13 protein-coding genes are annotated in these 21,099 nt (G+C 45.6%); 11 read left to right on the plus strand and 2 right to left on the minus strand.

All coding sequences use genetic code 11. The features are described from left to right. From iolD to EKN16_RS28715, 4 genes are read left to right on the plus strand one after another with little or no spacing between them, the layout of a single operon-like run. A complete protein-coding gene (gene iolD, locus EKN16_RS28700) occupies positions 1-1,860 on the plus strand; it encodes a 3D-(3,5/4)-trihydroxycyclohexane-1,2-dione acylhydrolase (decyclizing) (protein WP_125664633.1) in 1,860 nt (619 codons plus the stop codon). 33 nt (positions 1,861-1,893) lie between these two features. After that, complete coding sequence (gene iolB / locus EKN16_RS28705; RefSeq protein ID WP_125664635.1) at positions 1,894-2,724, plus strand: 5-deoxy-glucuronate isomerase; 831 nt, start codon at positions 1,894-1,896, stop codon at positions 2,722-2,724. Next, positions 2,725-3,717, plus strand: coding sequence for a 5-dehydro-2-deoxygluconokinase (gene iolC, locus EKN16_RS28710; protein ID WP_125664637.1), 993 nt, complete (start codon positions 2,725-2,727; stop codon positions 3,715-3,717). A 13-nt stretch (positions 3,718-3,730) separates the two neighbouring features. Next, complete coding sequence (locus EKN16_RS28715; RefSeq protein WP_125664639.1) at positions 3,731-5,182, plus strand: CoA-acylating methylmalonate-semialdehyde dehydrogenase; 1,452 nt, start codon at positions 3,731-3,733, stop codon at positions 5,180-5,182. An 853-nt stretch (positions 5,183-6,035) separates the two neighbouring features. Here EKN16_RS28715 and EKN16_RS28720 read toward each other — a convergent pair. Together EKN16_RS28720 and EKN16_RS28725 are read right to left on the minus strand one after the other, a co-directional pair. Continuing rightward, entirely contained in the window at positions 6,036-6,341 is a 306-nt protein-coding gene (locus EKN16_RS28720; RefSeq protein WP_125664641.1) for a type II toxin-antitoxin system RelE/ParE family toxin, read from the minus strand. Continuing rightward, a complete protein-coding gene (locus EKN16_RS28725; RefSeq protein WP_125664643.1) occupies positions 6,319-6,603 on the minus strand; it encodes a type II toxin-antitoxin system Phd/YefM family antitoxin in 285 nt (94 codons plus the stop codon). The genes EKN16_RS28720 and EKN16_RS28725 overlap by 23 nt, the downstream gene beginning before the upstream one ends. Before the next feature lie 262 nt (positions 6,604-6,865). Between EKN16_RS28725 and EKN16_RS28730 the strand changes: the two genes are divergently transcribed. The 7 genes from EKN16_RS28730 to EKN16_RS28765 all read left to right on the plus strand — a co-directional run bounded on the left by EKN16_RS28730 (position 6,866) and on the right by EKN16_RS28765 (position 20,892). After that, positions 6,866-7,462, plus strand: a complete 597-nt coding sequence (locus tag EKN16_RS28730; protein WP_221226891.1) for a GNAT family N-acetyltransferase — start codon at positions 6,866-6,868, stop codon at positions 7,460-7,462. Positions 7,463-7,581: 119 nt separating this feature from the next. After that, a complete protein-coding gene (locus EKN16_RS28735) occupies positions 7,582-8,058 on the plus strand; it encodes a GyrI-like domain-containing protein (protein ID WP_125664647.1) in 477 nt (158 codons plus the stop codon). A gap of 655 nt (positions 8,059-8,713) precedes the next feature. Beyond that, positions 8,714-9,526 carry a hypothetical protein gene (locus tag EKN16_RS28745; protein ID WP_125664650.1) on the plus strand — a complete coding sequence of 271 codons (813 nt, stop codon included), beginning with the start codon at positions 8,714-8,716 and terminating at the stop codon, positions 9,524-9,526. A 207-nt stretch (positions 9,527-9,733) separates the two neighbouring features. Beyond that, positions 9,734-10,276 carry an O-acetyl-ADP-ribose deacetylase gene (locus EKN16_RS28750; protein WP_125664652.1) on the plus strand — a complete coding sequence of 181 codons (543 nt, stop codon included), beginning with the start codon at positions 9,734-9,736 and terminating at the stop codon, positions 10,274-10,276. 210 nt (positions 10,277-10,486) lie between these two features. Further along, positions 10,487-10,954, plus strand: a complete 468-nt coding sequence (locus EKN16_RS28755) for a hypothetical protein (protein ID WP_125664654.1) — start codon at positions 10,487-10,489, stop codon at positions 10,952-10,954. Between the two features lie 549 nt (positions 10,955-11,503). Then, on the plus strand, positions 11,504-12,520 hold the full coding sequence (locus EKN16_RS28760; RefSeq protein ID WP_125664656.1) for a LacI family DNA-binding transcriptional regulator: 1,017 nt from the start codon (positions 11,504-11,506) through the stop codon (positions 12,518-12,520). A 323-nt stretch (positions 12,521-12,843) separates the two neighbouring features. Beyond that, positions 12,844-20,892, plus strand: coding sequence for an S-layer homology domain-containing protein (locus tag EKN16_RS28765; RefSeq protein WP_125664658.1), 8,049 nt, complete (start codon positions 12,844-12,846; stop codon positions 20,890-20,892). Positions 20,893-21,099: the final 207 nt, after the last annotated feature.

A 21,099-nucleotide genomic window follows, 5' to 3' on the forward strand; every position in this document is an offset into this window, starting at 1 on the left:
ATGACGACGATCCGTTTAACTATGGCTCAAGCTTTGGTCCGCTTCCTGGATCAACAATATATTGAAATTGATCATCGGGAAATGAAATTCATTCACGGCGTTATGGGGATTTTCGGACATGGCAATGTAACGGGGATCGGCGAAGCGCTGGAACGCATGCCGGGGAACCTGAAATTCATCCAAGGGAAAAACGAGCAAGCAATGGCTCACGCGGCAATGGCTTTCGCCAAGCAGAACAACAGACTGAGCATATTCGCCTGCACATCTTCCATCGGCCCGGGCGCATTGAACATGGTGACGGCTGCCGCTACGGCAACCGTGAACCGAATTCCGGTTCTTTTCCTTCCAGGGGATATTTTCTCTACAAGACAACCGGATCCCGTTCTCCAGCAGGTGGAACATCCGTCCGATTATACTATATCGGCCAATGACGCTTTCAAGCCGGTGAGCAGATTTTGGGATCGCATCTTGAGGCCGGAGCAGTTGATGACCTCATTGCTTCACGCGATGCGAGTGCTTACGGACCCTGCGGATACGGGAGCCGTAACGCTTGCCCTTCCGCAGGATGTTCAATGCGAGGCTTATGACTATCCGGCTTCTTTCTTTGAGAAGCGGGTTCACTCCATTGACAGAAGACCGATGGCGGAGTCAGCCCGCAAGCGTGCCTTGGAGCTGATCTCAAGAAAGAAAAGCCCGATTATCATTGCTGGGGGCGGCGTGCATTACTCATTGGCAACAGAAGAGCTGCGCGAGTTTGCGGAAGCTTTCCGGATCCCTGTCGGGGAAACGCAGGCCGGAAAAAGCGCGATGGCGTGGAATCATCCGCTCAATATGGGGGCAATAGGAACGACCGGATCGCTATCGGCAAACCGATTAGCGAAGGATGCCGACCTTGTCATTTGTGTAGGGACCCGAATGAGCGATTTCACGACAGCCTCCAAGAGCCTTTTTCAACATCCCGAGGTGGAATTTCTCCAATTAAACGTGAATAGCCTCGACGCTGCCAAGTTGAGTAAGGTATCCGTTCAAGCGGATGCCAAATTAGCTTTGCGCCAATTGACCCTTGACCTGCAAGCGGCCGGGTATGTCTCTAGCTATGATTCCGATCGGCTAGCCCTTGCCAAATCCGAATGGATAAGTGAAATCGATCGGCTCTATGCGTTGGAAAGAGAAGACGGTTTGGCGCAAACGCGGGTACTCGGGGAAATCAACGCATTCGTGCAGCCCGAAGATGTCATTATCGGTGCGGCAGGCAGCATGCCCGGGGATCTTCATCGGCTCTGGAAAACGACGCGGCCGAATACCTATCATATGGAATACGGTTTTTCTTGCATGGGTTACGAGGTTGCGGGGGCGTTCGGCGTGAAGTTAGCTCATCCTCACCGCGAAGTGTACGCTATGGTCGGTGACGGAAGCTATTTGATGATGCACTCGGAATTAGTGACCAGCCTTCAGGAAGGACGGAAGATTACCGTTCTGCTCCTTGACAATCACGGCTTCCAATGTATTCACAATTTGCAAAGGGAAAATGGCAGCGACGGATTCGGCAATGAATTCCGGTATTTCTCTCCCGAACAAGGGGGATTGTCCGGCGGCTACATGGGATTCGACTTTGCCGCCAATGCCCGGAGTCTGGGTGCGAAAGCTTATACGGCGCAAACGATCGATGAACTGAAGCAAGCTTTGGAGGATGCGAGAAACGAGGAAACGACGACACTCATTCATATCAAGGTCGTGCCTGGAACCAATACGTCCGGATACGAATCATGGTGGAGAGTCGATGTTGCTGAAGTTTCCGAGAGCGTAAAGGTTAACGAAGCGTACAGAAAGCTTCAAAACAAACTTGAAGCGGTGAAATAAGAACAAGTTCCGGAAAGGAGCAGTGATGCATAAATGTCGAAATTAATCGTGCCTAGTCAGCATCCGGATGCGGAAGGAAAAGTGCTTTCCATTACTCCTGAGTCGGCAGCTTGGGAATACATCGGCTTGGATGTCTACCGATTAAAGTCCGGACAATCGATGCGCAAGAGCACCGGCGGGATGGAGATTTGCGTTACGTTGCTCCAGGGTCGGGCTGATGTCTTCACAAACGAGCTGAAATACGCCAATATCGGGCGACGAATGAGCCTATTTGAAGAAATACCCCCTTACTCCATGTATGTGCCGATGAATGATTTTATCGAGGTTATTGCATTGACGGATGTAGAAATAGCTGTTTCCAGCGCTGTCGGCAATCCATCTCCTGCTTATCCTGCCAGATTAATTCGGCCTGAAAACGTTCAAGTAGAAATTCGCGGATACGGCAATATGACGCGGCGGGTGCATAGCATTTTGCCTGAGCAGCAAGAAGCCGGCAGTTTACTTGTCGTGGAAGTGTTCACCCCGAATGGACACTGGTCCAGCTTTCCTCCGCATAAGCACGATCAAGAAAATTTACCGCATGAGTCTTATTTGGAAGAAATTTATTATCACCGGGTAAATCCGGATCATGGTTTTGCCGTTCAAAGAGTGTATACGGATGATCGATCGTTGGATGAAACGATGTCGGTTATTAATGGCGATGCCGTGTTGGTTCCGAAGGGGTATCATCCCGTTTCGGCGGTCCCTGGTTACGACCTTTACTATTTGAACGTAATGGCCGGACCGGTACGAACTTGGAAATTCCACAATGATCCTGCGCACGAATGGTTGTTTAAACCGCCTGTCAGAGAGGAGCAGTCATGAATGAACACGATCCCATTTTCTCAAGATCGTCCTCTTGATCTAATCGCCATAGGGCGCTTGTGCATCGATATGAACGCCAATGAGATCAATCGTCCTATGGAGGAAACGCTGACTTTTACTAAATATTTAGGCGGATCTCCGGCGAATATCGCGGTAGCCGCTGCCAGGCTGGGGCTGAGAACTGGGTTTATAGGCAAAGTAGCCAACGATCAGTTCGGGAATTATATTACGAGTTATTTAGTCAAAGAAGGAATCGATACTGGGAATATCGTCGTCGATCGAACCGGCGCCGTAACTGGTCTGGCCTTTACGGAAATCAAATCGTCTGAAGATTGCAGCATCCTTATGTACCGAGACAATGTGGCCGATTTGAAGCTGGAGCCTAAAGACGTCAAGGAAGAGTATATCCGGCAGTCGAAAGCGATCTTGATATCCGGAACGGCGCTATCCAAAAGTCCGTCTCGAGAAGCGGTGTTCATGGCTTTGGAATACGCGATCAAGCATAATGTTCTTGTTTTTTTCGATGTGGATTATCGTCCTTACTCCTGGAATTCACCGGAGGAAACAGGGATCTACTGCCGCATGGTCGCGGAGAAAAGCGACGTTATCATCGCAGGCAGGGAAGAGTTCGATCTCATGGAAGCGCCGTTCGGGGAGCTTCGACATGATGACTGGTACACCGCGGAAACCTGGCTTCGCTGCAAAGCAAAGCTTGTTATGGTGAAACACGGCTCGAACGGCTCCATCTCTTTTACTAACGACGGTAAAACATTCCGCTCCGGCACTTATCCGACTATAGTTGTCAAAACGTTCGGGGCTGGGGATTCTTTTGCGGGAGCATTCATATACGGCTTATTCCAAGGGTGGAGCGTCGACCGTTGCCAGAAGTTCGGCAGCGCTTCGGCATCCATCGTCGTAGCCAGCCACAGCTGTTCGGATGCTATGCCGACCGTTGAGCAGATTCAAGCGGTTATTGATCGGAACGAGAATTAAGGGGGAATCAGGGATGACGGTACAATTGGTGAAAAACTATATCGGCGGACAGTGGGTCGAGGCAACATCCGGCAAGACGGACGACGTTCCCAATCCGGCTACGGGAGAATGGATTGCGAAAGTTCCGTTGTCCTCCAAGGAAGATTTGGATCGCGCGGTAACGGCTGCCGCGGAAGCCTTTAAGGAGTGGAAGAACGTCGCGGTTCCCAAACGGGCGCGTATTCTGTTTAAGTATCAGCAATTGCTCGTCGACAACTGGAAAGAGCTCGCAGAGCTTGTTACTTTGGAGAATGGCAAAAGCTACGGGGAAGCCTACGGGGAAGTGCTTCGGGGCATCGAGTGCGTAGAGTTTGCGGCCGGTGCGCCGACCCTCATGATGGGCAGCGTACTGCCGGATATCGCTACGGGTTTGGAATCCGCCATGTATCGGTATCCGCTTGGAGTCGTTGGTGGAATTACGCCGTTTAACTTCCCGATGATGGTACCTTGCTGGATGTTCCCGCTTGCGATCGCCTGCGGAAACACGTTCGTATTGAAGCCTTCGGAAAGAACGCCGCTGCTTGCGAATAGGCTGGCAGAGCTGCTATCCGAAGCGGGATTGCCCGACGGCGTATTCAACATCGTGCACGGCGCCCATGATGTCGTGAACGGTTTGCTCGAGCATCCCGGCGTCAACGCGATTTCCTTTGTAGGCTCACAGCCGGTTGCGGAATATGTGTACAAAACGGCTGCTGCTTATGGAAAACGGGTACAAGCGCTGGGCGGAGCCAAAAATCATTCGATCGTCATGCCGGATGCGAATATGGAGCTTACGGTCAAGGAAATCATTAATGCGGCATTCGGATCTGCGGGCGAACGCTGCATGGCTTGCTCCGTAGTCGTAGCCGTTGGCGAGGTTTCGGACACTCTCGTAGAACGTTTGACGGAAACGGCGAAAGGGTTGAGCATCGGGAACGGACTTCATGAGAAAGTGTTCTTGGGGCCCGTAATCAGGGACTCCCATAAGAATCGAACGATCCAATATATCGTGAAAGGCGAGGAAGAGGGGGCAAAGCTCGTATTGGATGGCAGGAGCCATGAGGCAGCCCAAGGCGATGGTTATTTCTTGGGCCCGACGATATTCGATTATGCGAAACCGGGAATGGAGATTTGGAATGATGAAATATTTGCCCCTGTTCTTCAGGTGATCCGGGTACAATCGCTAAGCGATGCAATCGATGTTGCGAACCAGTCCGAATTTGCCAACGGCGGCTGTATTTATACGGATAGCGCAAGCGCGATTCGGGAATTCCGCGAAAATATGGATGCCGGGATGCTTGGGGTAAATGTAGGAGTACCGGCGCCCATGGCCTTCTTTCCGTTCTCGGGCTACAAAAAATCGTTCTATGGCGACCTTCACGCTAACGGGAAAGACGGAGTGGAGTTTTACACCCGCAAGAAGACGGTCGTCGCCAGACATTTATAAAATCTTTTGCATCACACAATCAGATCAATTCACCTCCCAATTTGGAATGAAATGAGGAACCCGTCCAAGAGGGTTCCTCGTTTTTGTGGTATCGCCCAGCATGGACGTTATCTATAGAGTGAAGTCCTGAATAACGAATGTTGTCAAGCCCTAGGAGGTTATTGACAGGAATAAAAGCGCTGACCTAAAATAAAACTAAGTTAATACTTTGTGACGGAGAAAGAGAGTCTCACTTCGAATTGCGCATGGATTTCGGATGCGGTAATTGAAGTGGGTCTTTTTGTTTTCCGAGTCGAGGGAGGAGCCCGAAGAAGACAGGAAGTCGATGGGTTTGAAAGCGTACACACAATTCAAAATGAATTGGAGGAGGGCAAGCTATGAACAAAATGGTTTTTAAGTTAAACCGGTGAACCTTACACAGTCCATCATCAACGTCTCCCGGGTGGTTAGAATGCTTGGAGATAACCAGTTACACGGCTGTGTTCTGCGCAGATATTGAGCTTTCTGGAATCTAGGGGCATTCAAGGCTGTGCAGCTATCTCTGCCGGTATCTTGAACGACTACTTAAAGACTACAAGTGCATATGGAAAGCCATGAAATATTGAAAGTGAATTCAAGAAGTCAGCCACATCATCTAATACCGTATTCACGCATTGGGGGATTCGCCCCTCGGCCCGGACCGAAGTCCGATGTTGATTCGAGGATGTAATCGGCAGCAGCAGGAAAGCAGAATCAGCAGGACACAGGCGCACTACCCAACCACATCGTGGCTGGTCGCTTCGCTCCTTTAGGGTGGTGGGACTTCGTAAATACAAGAACGTTAGGTGAAATCCGAAGTACTACATAATAAGAGCTAAAGCAAAAAGTCATATTTACGTTTCGCATGAAGAACCCTGCGAATTTCAACAAATTCATTTTGAACGACATAAAATACAAGATAACTTTGAATGCCTAACATTCTATAATTAAGAAGTTGGAGTCTAGCATCATTAGGAATAGGTCCGCTTAAAGGAAAATAGGCAAGAATGGAAATGGACTCATCAAACTGATTGAGGAGATTTAAGGCAGCTGGAGGATTATCCATGGAGACATAATCAATGATTTCTATAATATCCTGTTCAGCGGATGGCAGATATTTAATCGGAAGGTTTTTCTCCATTGATGCGGCTCCTTAATTTACTCATGAGATCAGAATGATCAACTCTATGCACCGATGGATCAGAACTTTCTTTTTCGGCAACTGCCAATTTTTGATACAATTCAATTACAGCCAGTTGTTTTTCATAAAGGGCATGGCTCATAACAACCAAATCCTCATGACCGTTTTTTGTAATGAATACCGGTTCACCTTCAGTATGACAAACCTCAGAAATGTAATTAAAGTTATTTCTAAGATCAGAAATCGGTTTAATAATTGGCACGGTCATCACCTCGTTAAGAAATATCCCACATTAATAATTTTATCATAATAATGATATTTTAAACACTGTTTAGAAATTTGAGGGTAATACAATGGGCTTCGCCTAGCAGTATTCACGCATTGGGCATCCGCCCTCAGTCTGGCCGAAGCTTTTTATAGACCCCGTAATCGTCAAGAGATTTCAGATCAGACCATTAGTGTAAGTTGTTCAAAGAAGGCAGTAACAGCAGATAACACCGTATTCACGCTGCGGGCTTACGCCTTTGGTCTGGACAGAAATTGAAGTGCAAATAAAATATTTAACCAACTGGAGTGATACTATAGTGGCTCTGAAAAACCCTTGGAAATCTGAAAGACTCATATTTGAGGATCTCAAACTTCAAGAATTAGAAGAAGTACAAGAACTTTATGAATCAAGTAGCAACATAAGTCGTTGGAATGGACGTGAACCAGATATAGAATACATAAATCAATGTTACTTTAAAGGAGATTTACCGCCAGGTGGTAAGAAAGAGAACTATAAAATACAAACGATAAAAACCAATGAAGAAAGTAACAATTTGATCGGAATGCTAAGTATATACCACGGCTATCCACGGAGTGACATTACATATATAGCTTTTATGTGTGTAGGAAATAAATATAAGAAACAAGGATATGGACAAGAAATAATAAATCAATTAATTATTGAACTAACTAGACTAGAATATAAAGAAATTAGAATTAATGTAGCATTAAAGAACTGGTCTGCATTGAGATTCTGGATTAAGTTAGGGTTTGACAAGATTAACGGGATATTTGGAGATGAAGATTATTCTGATCGTACATATTCCAATATAGAATTAACAAGACTTTTGTAAGTTTTTCGAAGAAGCAGATTCCTTCTGATAACACCGTATCTATGCTGCGGAGCTGACGCTCCTCCTTGGTCTGTTAAACGCAATTACTACAAATAAACATTTTGAATGAAGGAGATTTCATGGAAGCTAAAGTAATAACATTACCCCTTTTTCATGTTGTAGGTTACAAAATTGAAGCAAATATTAAAGAGTTTGAGTCTGGTCTTGGTAAGAACGTTTATCATTCACTATTTGAAAGAAAAGACGAAATTCAAAACAAGAAAAATGAGAATGTAATTTTAATGCAGATTTATCCTATGAAGTCCGATTTTAATCCTCAGGTGGATAGGTTTATACAAATTCTCTGTTATGAAGTAAGTAAGCAAGGCGATGTTCCATTAAATATGATAAGTCATGCTGTCACAGAAAGTAAGTATGTTACTTACACACATAAGGGACTTGAATCGGAGCTTAGCCGTACGTATGACTATGTATATGACCAATTGATTAGAGAGACTGGAAATGAACCAAAGGATTATGATTTTGAAATTTGGGATGAAAGATATAAACCAGAAAGTCCAGACAATGAGATTGATTTATTTGTAGCATTGAAGTAATTATTCAGCTTACTCGAAGCTGGCAGTAACGGCGAGTTCGAGGGTTCGTAGATACAAGAACGTTATCAGAAATATCTGCTAGGACAACTGGATTGTATAATTAGAGCCACGTTTAATTATGACCAACGTGATCATTTGAGTGAATTCTATCGAGGAAAGGTTTGGTCAGCAACTGGCTATGGCGAAATTGAACCTGGTGGACAAGGTAAAAAGATAGATTGTTCATTGATTTTTTAATTGATGGAAGATCTCTTTATGAATTAGTTAAGAGACATGGTTTCATTCCTGTGTTAGAACCTGAAGATAAGAATTTAGAATTAAGAATAAGTGAACTAACATTAGTAAGATTAAGTCCATTAGGTGGCAATCGTTATCCGATATTCGTATGTGCACAGTGTGGAGATCTGGACTGTGGATATATATCTGCGATCATTGAAGAGAGTAATAATATGATTTGCTGGCGTGATTTTAAGAAAGGTGAGGACATGAAATTGAACCATATAGGACCATTTTATTTTAAACAAAGGGACTATAACAATGAATTAAATCGAGCAACTCCAACCGCGTCGCGGCCAATCGCTCCGCTCCTTTAAGGTGGTGGGACGTCGAGAACACAAGAACGTTATGTGAAATTATTCGTTAAGGAGATAGAGCTATGAATGGAGAGCTTCATCATCTAATGCTCTTGGCTTCGTTTGGAAATTTATATTTGCTCAAAAATATACTTGAAGAACCGAAACATTATAAAGACAATTCACATTACTTAATTAAGTTTATACCTGAATATAAAGACAAGAAACACCTATTCTCTTTATTCTCAAAATCGCTCAAAGAATATGATACTTTGTCATGGATGCATGATTTGAGGGAACGTAAGTGCAAAGGGATATTTATTTTTAATTCCGATAGAAGTAAAGACGAGAGAATTACAAGTGCCTTTGTTGGTGGCGGACGCAGATGGGGACTTATCTGCCAATTTGATAATTTTAATGAACTCTGGATTGCAAATTGGGAGTTAGAAGAGAAACCACCGAACACAAGGTGGGAAATTTCATATAATAAGCTTGATTTCAGGGAAAATATAAAATTAAAAAAGCGTCAGTCAGATTTACTTGATTTATCAAACCAATTAAGAAGTGCATTAGTAAACCTAAGTCAATTGGCACATGAGATACAAGAAGATTTTTGGAGAGAGAGTTTCTTTGATAAGGGGATTCAAATTCTTGATGGCATTATTATTGCGGAAGATCAATTATCCAGTATTTATTCTGTTGAAGCCCAAAGGATAATCAATACAGTTTACAGTTCGTGGGTATTTGGTGGAATGGGGTCTTGGAATGATAGTCCACCCTATTCTGCACAGCAACATGGAAAAGAGACTGAATATAATGACTTCTCGAATGCATTATATGAAACAATGATGGATTGTATCGAAGGGGCAACAAATTCGGTGGTTTCTCAAAGATGACGAATAACTTCAGATGACATCGTATTCACGCTGCGGGCTTACGCCTTGGTCCGGACCGGAGTTGAGGTGCCAGGAAGTAGAATGAGCCGGACAACCCTGCACTGGCTAAGTCCCGGGCCCGTTCGTTATCGCTCTCTTAAGCCAGTGAGGGTTGTGAATACAAGAATGTTATCAGAAAGCTACAATTGCTAAAGAGAGGAATATTCAATGGAATACTTGTTAAATTCAACCATAATTGAGTTAGTTAAACGTGACATTACACAATCTGATTTGGAATGCATTGTGAATGCTGCAAACACAAGTTTGCTCGGCGGCGGAGGAGTGGATGGAGCTATCCACCGAGCAGGTGGTAAAGAAATACTTGATGAATGTATTCGAATCAGAAACAAGCAAGGAAATTGCCCAGTTGGGGAAGCGGTAATAACAACGGCAGGCAAATTGAAAGCTAACTTTGTGATACACACAGTAGGACCTGTATGGAATGGTGGAAATAACAAAGAAAACGAAAAGCTTAGTAATTGTTATAAAAACACTTTAAACCTTGCGCTTTTGAATGGAATCAAGAGCATTTCATTTCCTAATATAAGCACAGGAATCTATAAGTTCCCTAAAGATAAGGCAGCTGAAATTGCAATAAAAACAGTTAAAGGCTTTGTGGAACTGAATAATTCTTTTAACAGAATTCAATTTATATGTTTTGATGATGAGAACTACAATATTTATCAAGAGACATTAAGTGCAGTTTTGTAGGTATTTCAAGGTGACTTCACCATCAGAAAACACCGTATTCACGCTGCGGGCTAGCGCCCTTGGTCCGGACCGAAGTTGAAGAGCCAGAAAGTCGAACCACTGTGAGCCTAAGTCTGATGACCCGTTCCCTACTGTCACTTAAGGCCTCTCGGGTTCGCAGATACAAGCTCGATATGTGAAACCTCTGCAAGACTTTAAGGAGGTAAAGCTTTGAGATATGCCCGATTACTTTCAAGCATACTTATATTAATTTTTTTGGTTTCTTGTTCTAATGTAAGACCAAACATTGAGAGCAAAGACGAAACGATGCCTCCAGATCCTTTCCCTGTAGAACTATCTTCGAGATTGAGCATTTTGGATATTAATGCGAATGAGCAAGACACTACATTAAAGTTGTCTATAACAGTTAATAGAAATTACGAATATCATAGTAATGTGAAAGTAGATTTTATTGTTTTAGAAACAAATGTTAGCACACAAATGGAAATAACAAAAAAGAAATTGTTTGATAACGAAATTGAACTATATGTGAAAAAAACTATTACTGAAGAAACACATCTTACTCGATACGGAAAGTACATAATAAAAATTGAAGCTAATTATAGTTCACACGGGCAGAATAAGAGATATTTAGTTGATTTTGATAAAGATGGAGTAAGTATATTACAAGAATTTTAGTAATCGGGAAGTTGATTCAGCCGGACAACCCTGCACTGGCTAAGTCCGTCGGACACGGCGTTTACGCGCCTTATGCCAATAAGGGTTCGTGAATACAAGAACGTTATCTGAAAGCCCCCAAAAGCAATTATTTTCAAATCCGTTTACTTAATGTAAGATAGAACCAATCAATTGTGAAAGCGGGGCGTTTATTTGATTCCTCCCTATTCTAACTATGGAAGGAGAGAAGAAATTCTCTCCTTCTTTTTAATAATAATTAATTGTAATTCAAGAAGTGGGGCCTTCAGATAACGGCAGTATTCGCAATAATGAGAGCATCCCAATATTTACAGAAAAGAGTCTTTAATTCCACTTCAGTGGAGATGAAGGCTCTTTTTATGTGTGAAATCAAGCTCTAGGTGGGGAATGTAGAATCACAAATTGACTTTTTACAAACCCCTATTATCGCACAGAGCCCGTCTGATGCACGAAACCACCCTACTTGTGTTCATGAGATAACAAACATATAATTATATTATATAGATTAATACGGATCGGGATTGAGAACTTATGGATCGTAAACTTGTTGATGTGGCTAAGTTGGCAGACGTGTCGCCGGCGACAGTATCGAGAGTGTTGAATAATAGCAGTTTAGTGACGAAGAAGACAGCGGAGCGGGTGCTGCAGGCTATTGAAGAGCTGAATTATCATCCCAATGCGGCAGCGAAGCATCTTCGTTCACAGCGTACCCGCACGATTGGTGTCATTATTCAGGATATCAATATTGCCTATTTTGCGGAGATTATTAAGGGTATTCAGAATACGGCCTATGCTTTAAACTATAAGGTTATTGTTTGTGATTCAGACAATAAGCCGGAGAAGGAACAGGATTATCTGGGGCTGCTGAAGAACCGAACGGTAGACGCGCTCATCCTAGTATCTTCTACCTTGAGAGACGAGTTGCTGACAGAGCTCGCAGATAATGGGCATAAAATAGGTCTGATTGGCAGAAGTATTGATCATGACAGTATTCCATGCTGCCTTACGGATAATGTTAAGTTTTCGACAGATGTTATTCGTCATTTTCTTGATCAAGGTCATCGCCATATTGCTTATATTAATGGATATCCTGAGATTGTTGATAGCTATGAGCGTCTGGAAGGGTATATGAAAGCATTGAAGGAACGGCGGATTCCTTTCTTTCCAGAGCTGATTGAATGCGGTGATTTCAGTGAAGAGGGGGGATATTCGGCTACGAAAAGGCTTCTCCGGAAAAATATCCCATTCACTGCGGTGTATGCAGCCAATGACGAAATGGCGCTTGGCGTTCTTAAGGCATGTCGGGAGATGGGTATTTCCATACCGGAACAACTTGCGATAGTAGGGGTAGACAACAATCGTATTACGGAATATGTTACGCCTAGCTTAAGTACCGTGAATCAGCCTAAATTCCAGCTCGGCGCACTTCTCACGGAGAAAATCATTGCCCAATTAGGTGATGAGCCTGATAAAGGACCCCGAATCATAACTGTAGAATCAGAATTAATCGTTCGAGAGTCTTCTTCATATGTACATTCATCGAGATAGCTAACCGACCATTCATGCCTTTTTCAGAGTCCCGGCACGTCAGCCACGAAATCTCCCATTTCCAGAGCGGATTCGGAAACACAAACCTATTTGCTGAGTGGCTGCGGCAAATAAAAAGTTTGGGAATCGCCCCAAGTGCCATTGACACCCTCTTCATGTCTTCTTTATAATGGAAATTGAAATCGATTACATTTTGTTTTATTGTAAAGAAATTTCTATCTTGTATGGCCCCAAAGTACGAATAATACAGAAGGAGGTTATTTTTTTAAGTAAAATTGAAATCGGTTTCATAGCTATAACAATAGATCAGGAGGAATAGAACTATGCAAGGATTCACACGGTTAATAAGATGGAGAAAGGTTTCGGCAATAACATTGACCTTTGCGCTTCTTTTCTCAACTGTGCTTACTGGAATAGGCTCTCAAAACGCAAGTGCGGAAGCTGGGTCGATTCCACCGGCTAATTGGTACCAGAATTTCGAACAGCCTGGATCAGCTGGGAACAATGGCATTGCCTCAATAGGGAGCGCTTCCACAGTTACGATCTCTGGTAAAACGCCTGGCAATGGGAGCACGAAAAGCGCGAAACTTGTGCAATCGAATGACAACAATCCAAGCGGCGGCGCATGGGATACGAATGTTTACGGCTTTATTGTGACACCGCAGGAGGATGTCACTGTTGCCGGAGAAGCTTACTATGATGCTTCGAATTACAACGTATTTAGCTTCTACATATTGGATGCCGACGCTCATAATCCCAATGTTGTATTCAAGGACGCAGACGGCAAAATGTGGAGTCCAGAAACGAAAGATGTGGTATCTGTGAAGAATGAGTGGACTCGTCTATCTATTTCATTAGACAAGACCAAGGATTTTGACTTCTCCAGAATCGTCTCCATATCACTAGGTGAGTACTGGGGTTGGAATAACCAATATTATTTCGATGAGCTTTATTTTGCTCAGCTCGCCTCTGATTTGCCTCCGGCATATCCGGAAGGACCTTTGGTACCGGCCAAACCGATTATGTACCAGAGCTTTGATACCCCCGGTATCAATGGAAAGTATGGCCTGAATGGCCAAGGAAGTGCGACAGTAGCCCAGCATACAGCTAGTCCTACTGCGTATTCCTCCAGCTCGGGCAGCCTGAAGTCCGTGCAAAATACGTATACCGATGGGGATGGGATCGAGAAGAACGGTGAATGGAACACGGGCATTTACGGTGTTCACATTGCCCCCCAAGATGATAGCAAAGTATCGGGTAACGATTACATGGACGTGTCTAACTATAAGTATTTGATGTTCTACGTCAAGGATACCTCGAAGGATGCCGGAGTTAACATGCATGTGGTCTTTAAGGATGCGGAGGGAGCTGTCTGGGATACAGACTCTGGGCAGACGGTTAAGACGCAATCCAACCAATGGGTGAAGATGATTGTACCCTTAGACAAGACGAAGCTCAACTTCGCTAAGCTGCAAGAGATTCAACTGGGAACTTACTGGGGCTGGGGCAATGTCTATTACTATGATGACCTCTATTTTGGACAAAATATGTCGGATGCCTCTCCGGCGTATGAGCCGGAACGTACTTCACTGTTCAACGACTTTGAGCATGGAAGTGGATTCTCCGCAGGCAGCGGTGCTTCGGCAGAGACGGCAGAGGATGTAGCTAACGCAGCAGAGAAAACAAGCGTGAAGCTGACGACAACTGGATCTGGCTGGCCTTATGTCGGCGGTACCTATCTGGGAGTAGTTCCAAAGGCGGCTGGGAGCTTCAATGCCTCCGGTTATCACTATCTCGCCTTCTACTTCAAGGATATGCAAGGCAGCAATGGTGTGGAGATCCGTATGAAGGATGCGGATGGAGGTGTACTGGATAAGTGGGGAACAACAAACTCAACCAAGAATAAGTGGGTGAAGATGCTTCTTCCGCTGGATGGAGCAACGGGTATTGATTTATCTAATATTACGTCTATTGATATTGGTGTATATAATGCAGGAACTTATCTCGTTGATGATATTTTCTTCGCAATGGATGAGAACGACGAGCTGCCGGGTTTCATTGGTGAGTCTGCGAACATCGGTGCAATTTGGTATCAGAGCTTCGAGACGAAGGGACAAGATGGCCTCTACGGAATTTCGGCCGGTACGGGTGTACAGACATCTGTGAGCGGGGCTGAGTCTGCGAATGCTTACCATTCCAGCAGCGTCAAAGCATTAGTGGCCGCCGATTCAACAGATCCTGGGGTGAATGGCGTGAATATTAAGCCCCAAGCGCTTGGAGCCTCGATCAACAAAGAAAAACCTTATGATTATCGCCCAGAAATCGATGCAACGAATTTCAGTCATCTTATTTTCTATGTGTGGGATGCACAGGGTGGACAGAATTTACGCGTGCAATTGAAGGATGCGGAAGGCAAGGTCATTGAATCGACAACAACAAGCAAGTTAACAGATAAGGATAGCTGGAGCCGTATTGTCGTACCGCTGGATAAATCGGCTAACTTCCGGTTCTCGCAGCTTTCACAGGTGACGGTTACACCTGAGAAGGCGGGAATTTACTATTTTGACGAGTTCTATCTGGGCAAAAGTGCGAATGACGATTTTCCCAATGCAGGGTACACACAACTGGTGCTTAAGGATGTTAACGGTGAATCCATGCCGTTTGCGAACGGGCTGCCGCTTGGTTCGTACGAGAAGCAGAAGGATAGAACTTATATTTCTCTGAATGGAAATTGGAATAAGCTTAGAACAAGCCTGAATTCAGAGTTGTCTGCTTCGGCTCGGAATCAAGACAGAATCGAAGGGCTTGAAAAAGAGGCCGATGGGAAGCAGAAAGCGGACTTCGATGATTCCAAATGGAAGGTTAAAGCACTGCCGATGCCGGAGGATGAGATTAGCGCTTACGAATCGGTGAATGGACCAGAGAATAAGAGCGACAAATCGGGTTATCAGAGCGGTGTTTGGTACCGCAAGCATTTCTCCGTAGACAGCTCGATGAAAGGCGTTCCAGCACAATTAAACTTTCTGGGAGTCAACTATTTTGCGGATGTATGGATCAACGGAAAGTATGCAGGCGGACATCAAGGCGGCTATACGCCATTTTCTCTTGAAGCCTCAAGTCTGCTCAATTATGGCGGGGACAATGTCATCGCTGTAAGAGTTGATAATCCCAAATGGGATACGTTCGCTAATGGCGAGATTCTGCCTTATGCCAAGTCAGACTGGTTTAACTATACAGGTATTCTGAGAGACGCTTACTTCGAATTCCTGCCGGATAGCTACATTGTCCGCAGTGACATTCGTACGCTGAGCACAGACGGAACGCTCTCAATCCGCACATTCTTGAACAATACCAGTACGGCAGATGAGAATGTGCAGTTAACGTACAGTGTATATGAAGCGAATGTGCTTGACAGCAATCGTCTTAGTGAATATGGACAGGACTTGGTCGGCCAGATGTCTCTGAAGACAACAGGTACGACTCTCACGGTTGCAGCGAACAAGCAAGCGGTACAGACGCTGCAGTTAAAGGTTCCAAGTCCGAAGTTATGGAGTCCTGCTAGCCCAAATCTCTATATTCTGAAGGTAGAGCAGAAGGTTGGAGGAACGGTTAAAGATACATTCTATACGCAATTCGGCATTCGCACGCTGGAGGCGGATGGCGTAAAGATCAAGCTGAACGGTGAGCTAGCTCCTTTCCTAGCAGGTGTAGGATATACGGAGGACAGCAGCGATAAAGGACCTTCACTGGATCTAGCGACTCGTTACAGTGATTTGCAGAAGATCAAGGAAGATGTAAAGGCGAACTTTGTGCGGACTGGTCATTTCCCTCATAGTCTGCCAACCTATCAATATTCTGATCGAATCGGGCTAGCCATTTGGCAGGAGATTCCGGCTTATTGGTACAGCGGTGATGCGTTTGATCTTCAGCGTCAGCGCGGTCAGGCAAAGCAGATGCTGGAGGAGATGATCTATAGCAACTATAATCGTCCTTCGATATGGTTTGATGGGGTGAGCAATGAATCAGCTGGACAGCTTCAGCGCGTGAATTACATCACGGAGCTTAAGGACACTGCCCATGCGATTGACGGGACCCGTCTGGTCGGTCAATCCGCTGTGGCGAATCCGTATAAAGGTGAGAGCGATCATTCACATTCAGCCGCAGATGTCATCGGCATGACAATGTACTTCGGTGCATTCTATGGCAAGAATATGGACGTTGATACACAAGAAGAGATCGAGCGTATTCACGCACTTTATCCTGACAAGCCGATCATTGCTACGGAGTACGGATATTGGTCGGGGGATGAGAGCCCTGCGGACACGAAACAAACGAAGCTATTTACGGGCACATTCAACGCCTTTGCTCGAACAGCCACTGTCACCGAGGAGGGAAAGGCCAACCCTTCCGGCCTGCTTAGCGGTGCAGCCTGGTGGACGGCTTATAACTGGTATACCAACATTACTGGATTGCAGACAATGGGATTGTACCATATGGATCGAACGAAGCCGAAGCAAGTGACGGACATTGTTGCTGAGAGATATAACAGATATACCCATACTTCTTCTGGCGCAATACCTCATCCTGTCGGCATCTCTACCTGGTTCCAGAGCTTTGAATCGGGCAAGGGGGTTGTAGCGTCCGGAAATGAAGTTAAGTTGGAATCCGTTATCGACAGTCCAGGAGGCGGCGCTTCCAAGAGTATGAAGATCACTGTCGACTCCGCAGCTGACGGCGCTTATGCTGCAATCGTACCTCAAGGTGGTATGATCAATAGCGACCTGTCTGTTTATAATTACTTGAATTTCTATGCAAAGGATAGTGTAGGGGGCAGACCGCTTTCCATCACCTTAGTGGATGCGGAAGGTAATACCTGGACGTCGTCTACAGAAGAGCGCACAGTGAAGAATAAATGGACGCTGCTCAGCCTTTCTCTGCAGGGAGCACAGGGATTTCCTCTCTCCAGCAGAAAGCTCAATACGATGGCGATCAAGCAGGTCCGTATTGGACTTGCGCCTTCGGATCAATTGCTAATAGACGATATATTCGCGGCTACATTCAAGGATAGCTCGCTTCCCCCATCATATCCGATCGGTGCAAGCGGCTGGTTCCAGTCCTTTGAGGAAGCTCAAGTTCAGGTTACTCAGGGAATGAATGCACTCGCAACCGTTGACCGGACTTTCGGAGTAAATCCGGGCGGCACTGGCAGCGTGAAGCTGGAGGTTACAGGCGATGGCGGGGCTCCTGGAGCAAATGGCCAATCCGTCATTATTACACCTCAGGGCGGAGCAGCTTCCTTGGATGCCTCTGATTTCAATTATTTGGTGTTTTATGTGAAGGATATGCAGGGCTCGAATACCGTTCATGTAACCTTCGTAGATACGGATGGAACGGTTTCCATTGACAACTGGACGGATGTTTCTGCTGTGAAGGGGCAGTGGACCAAGGTGTATATTCCGCTCAGCAAAACATCGGCAGATGTGCGCAAGCTGAAGGAAATTCGCTTGGCGGAATGGAATCCTGGCACTTATTATTTCGATGATTTGTATTTCGCTGAATATCCATCGGATGAAATACCCGCCACGTATACCGAACAAATTCCGGAGAAACCGCAGCCGGAAGGGCAAATCAAGGTAGCCGCAATCGGCGATAGTATCACAGCTGGAGCGGGACTGGAGTATGCTGGAGTGACCAGCTACCCTGCACAGCTTCAGTCGATGTTGGGCGATAAGTACGCGGTCAAGAACTTTGGCGTTAGCGGCAGTACGCTGCAGAAGAAAGGCGACAAGCCTTATTGGAATGAAGCGGCTTTTGAGGCTAGTAAAAAGTATGCGCCGGATATCGTAGTCATACAGCTTGGAACAAACGATACGAAGTCTGGGAACTGGAGCAACGGCAGTAACAGCTTCCTGAGCGATTACAAGGAAATGATTGAAGCCTATAAGGAACTGCCAAGTCATCCGAAGGTATACGTCAATTTGCCGCCTTGGATTTTCAATGACGATCCGACCAGCGCATACGGAATCGTATCATCCGTGCTGCAGAACGGTGTTATCCCGTTGGTGAAGAAGGCAGCAGAGGCATCAGGCTCAGCCCTGATTGATGTGAATGCGGCAACAGCAGACCAGTCCGTCGATTTCCCGGATAAGATTCATCCGAATCCCAAGGGAGCGTGGACGATTGCAAATACGGTTGCAAAAGCAATTAAAGGAGCCGCAGGCACGGTGGGCGATACCGAAATCTGCATATGGAAGGGCTGCAAGGCTGGGGCTTATTCAATTGTTTATGACGACGGCATTTACGACTCAGTGCTTCGTTTTGCCAGCTTGCACGAGAAGTATAGTTTGGTCGGCACCTTAGCACTAATTAGTGGTTGGATTGATAAGTCCTATAATGATGTGGGAGCATCCACAGGAACATGGGCTCAGTGGAAAGCACTGCTGGATAAAGGATATTTCGACGCTGCCAGCCATACGGTAACCCATAGGGATCTGACTACACTGACAACTAACGAAATGAAGACCGAGTTTAAGGATTCAATTGCACAAATTGAATTAAAAACGGGACATAAGCCAGAATCGTTGGCGCTGCCGTATAATAACACCAACAGTAAGGTATCGGAGGAAGCGGCTAAATATTTCGTTGCTGCACGCCAAGGGGGTAACAATGCGGGTAATACAGCTGGCACAACTCGCTATTATGGCTTAAGCAGCACGATGGCCGAAAGCACAACGACGGTCAAGTCTTTGAATGACTGGACAGATTTTGGCATTGCTAAGGGGAACTGGCTCGTTCTGACCGGACATGGGAATGAGGGGGAAGGATGGTCATCCCCACCACTCAGCTTGTTCGACAATCATTACGGCTATGTTCATGGCAGAGAAGATGCGCTGTGGAATGGCACCTTGACTGAAGTAGGCAAATATTTGCGCGAGAGACAAGATGTCTCGATTGAAGCAAAGGCTGGTTCGTCTAATTCGATTGAGGTGAAGCTTACTGGCTCTCTAGATAAGGCAGTCTATAACGAATCGCTCACATTGAGAACGAAGATTCCGGCTGACTGGACGAAAGTAACGGCAACACAGGGAAGTCTTGTTCAAACTCTGCAGCCAGTCCATGAAGGGGCAGGCAATTTCGTTTACTACGAGGCGGTGCCAGGTCAAGGCAGCGTAATAATCGCAAGGAAGCAGGATGGCGGGATTATCGATTCGAGTCCAGGCTCCGGCATAGTTTCGAATACAGATTCCAAAGCTGTTCTTTCCTTGGATCAAACGGATATTGAGAAGGCCATAAATGCCGGCTCAGCAGATGCGAAAGGTATCCGTACGATCCGCTTTACAATCCCAGCTTCACTGGGTAAAGATACCTTTGAATTAAGAGTGCCTGCATCCTATCTGATCGGGCAAGAGAAGCTAAGAATGGAGTTTGTTACACCGACAGGCCAACTCACCCTCCCTGGAAATATGTTCGAAGGGCAGGCAGCTGGATCAGCCAAGGAGATTTCCATTATGATCGGTTCGGCTGATTTGTCTGGCGCGAGTGAAACCGTGAAAGGAGCAGTTGGCAATCATCCGGTTATCGAGCTTCATGCAGCCATCGACGGCAAGCTTGTAGAATGGCGTAATGACAAGGTTTCCGTCACATTCCGAGCTGCATATAAGGCTTCTGATGACGAACGAACGAACCCGGAACGGCTGACTTTCTGGCAAATCAAGGAGGACGGAACAGCAGCTCCAGTCGTTAGCGGACGCTATGACAAGGTATCGGGTGAGATGACATTTGCTACTCATCACTTCAGTCGTTACGCCGTCGTCTCCGTCGCGAAGACGTTTGGCGATCTGGAACGCTTCGGATGGGCACAGCAAGCGATTGAAGCGTTGGCTTCCAAAGGAGCAATCAATGGGACAGCTGTGAAGACCTTTTCACCTGAACAGCAGATAACAAGAGCAGACGCCATTGTGATGATTATGAGAGTGCTGGACCTGCATGCGGAACGCTCCAAAGACTTCAAGGATGTTCTTCCAGGCGCTTATTACTATGAAGATGTGAACGAAGCCCGGACACTTGGAGTTGTACAGGGTCAAGGAGGCAATCAGTTTAATCCGATGTCGCTGGTGTCGCGTCAAGAGATGATGATTATGCTCCACAATGCTATGAAGGCTGCGGGCTTGCAAACTGCAGCAGGCAGCAAGGAAGCTTTGATGAGCTACAAGGATTCAGCGGCCATTGCCAAGTATGCGGAAGATAGCGTGTCAAGCATGCTTGTAGAAGGTCTATTCCAAGGAAACAATGGGTATTTGAAGCCTGCTTCACCACTAACAAGGGCTGAGGCAGCGGTCGTGCTTTACCGGCTATACAATCCTAAACGTTAGTAAGCCAATCGTTTGACTCCGGTGATTGCTCTTCTTAGGGAGAGTAATCGCTGGAGATTCTAATTAAATCGCTTAAAGCCGGGGCTGTCTCAAAAGTCATTTCCGGAAAATTTAGCCCCCACTTTTCACGTAATATTCGGGTAAAAAAGAACCTTCAGATCCACTTTCATAGTGGCTTTGAAGGTTCTTTTGCACATAATATGGGAT

The sequence above is a fragment of the Paenibacillus baekrokdamisoli genome (assembly GCF_003945345.1).
GTDB lineage: Bacteria > Bacillota > Bacilli > Paenibacillales > Paenibacillaceae > Paenibacillus_Z > Paenibacillus_Z baekrokdamisoli.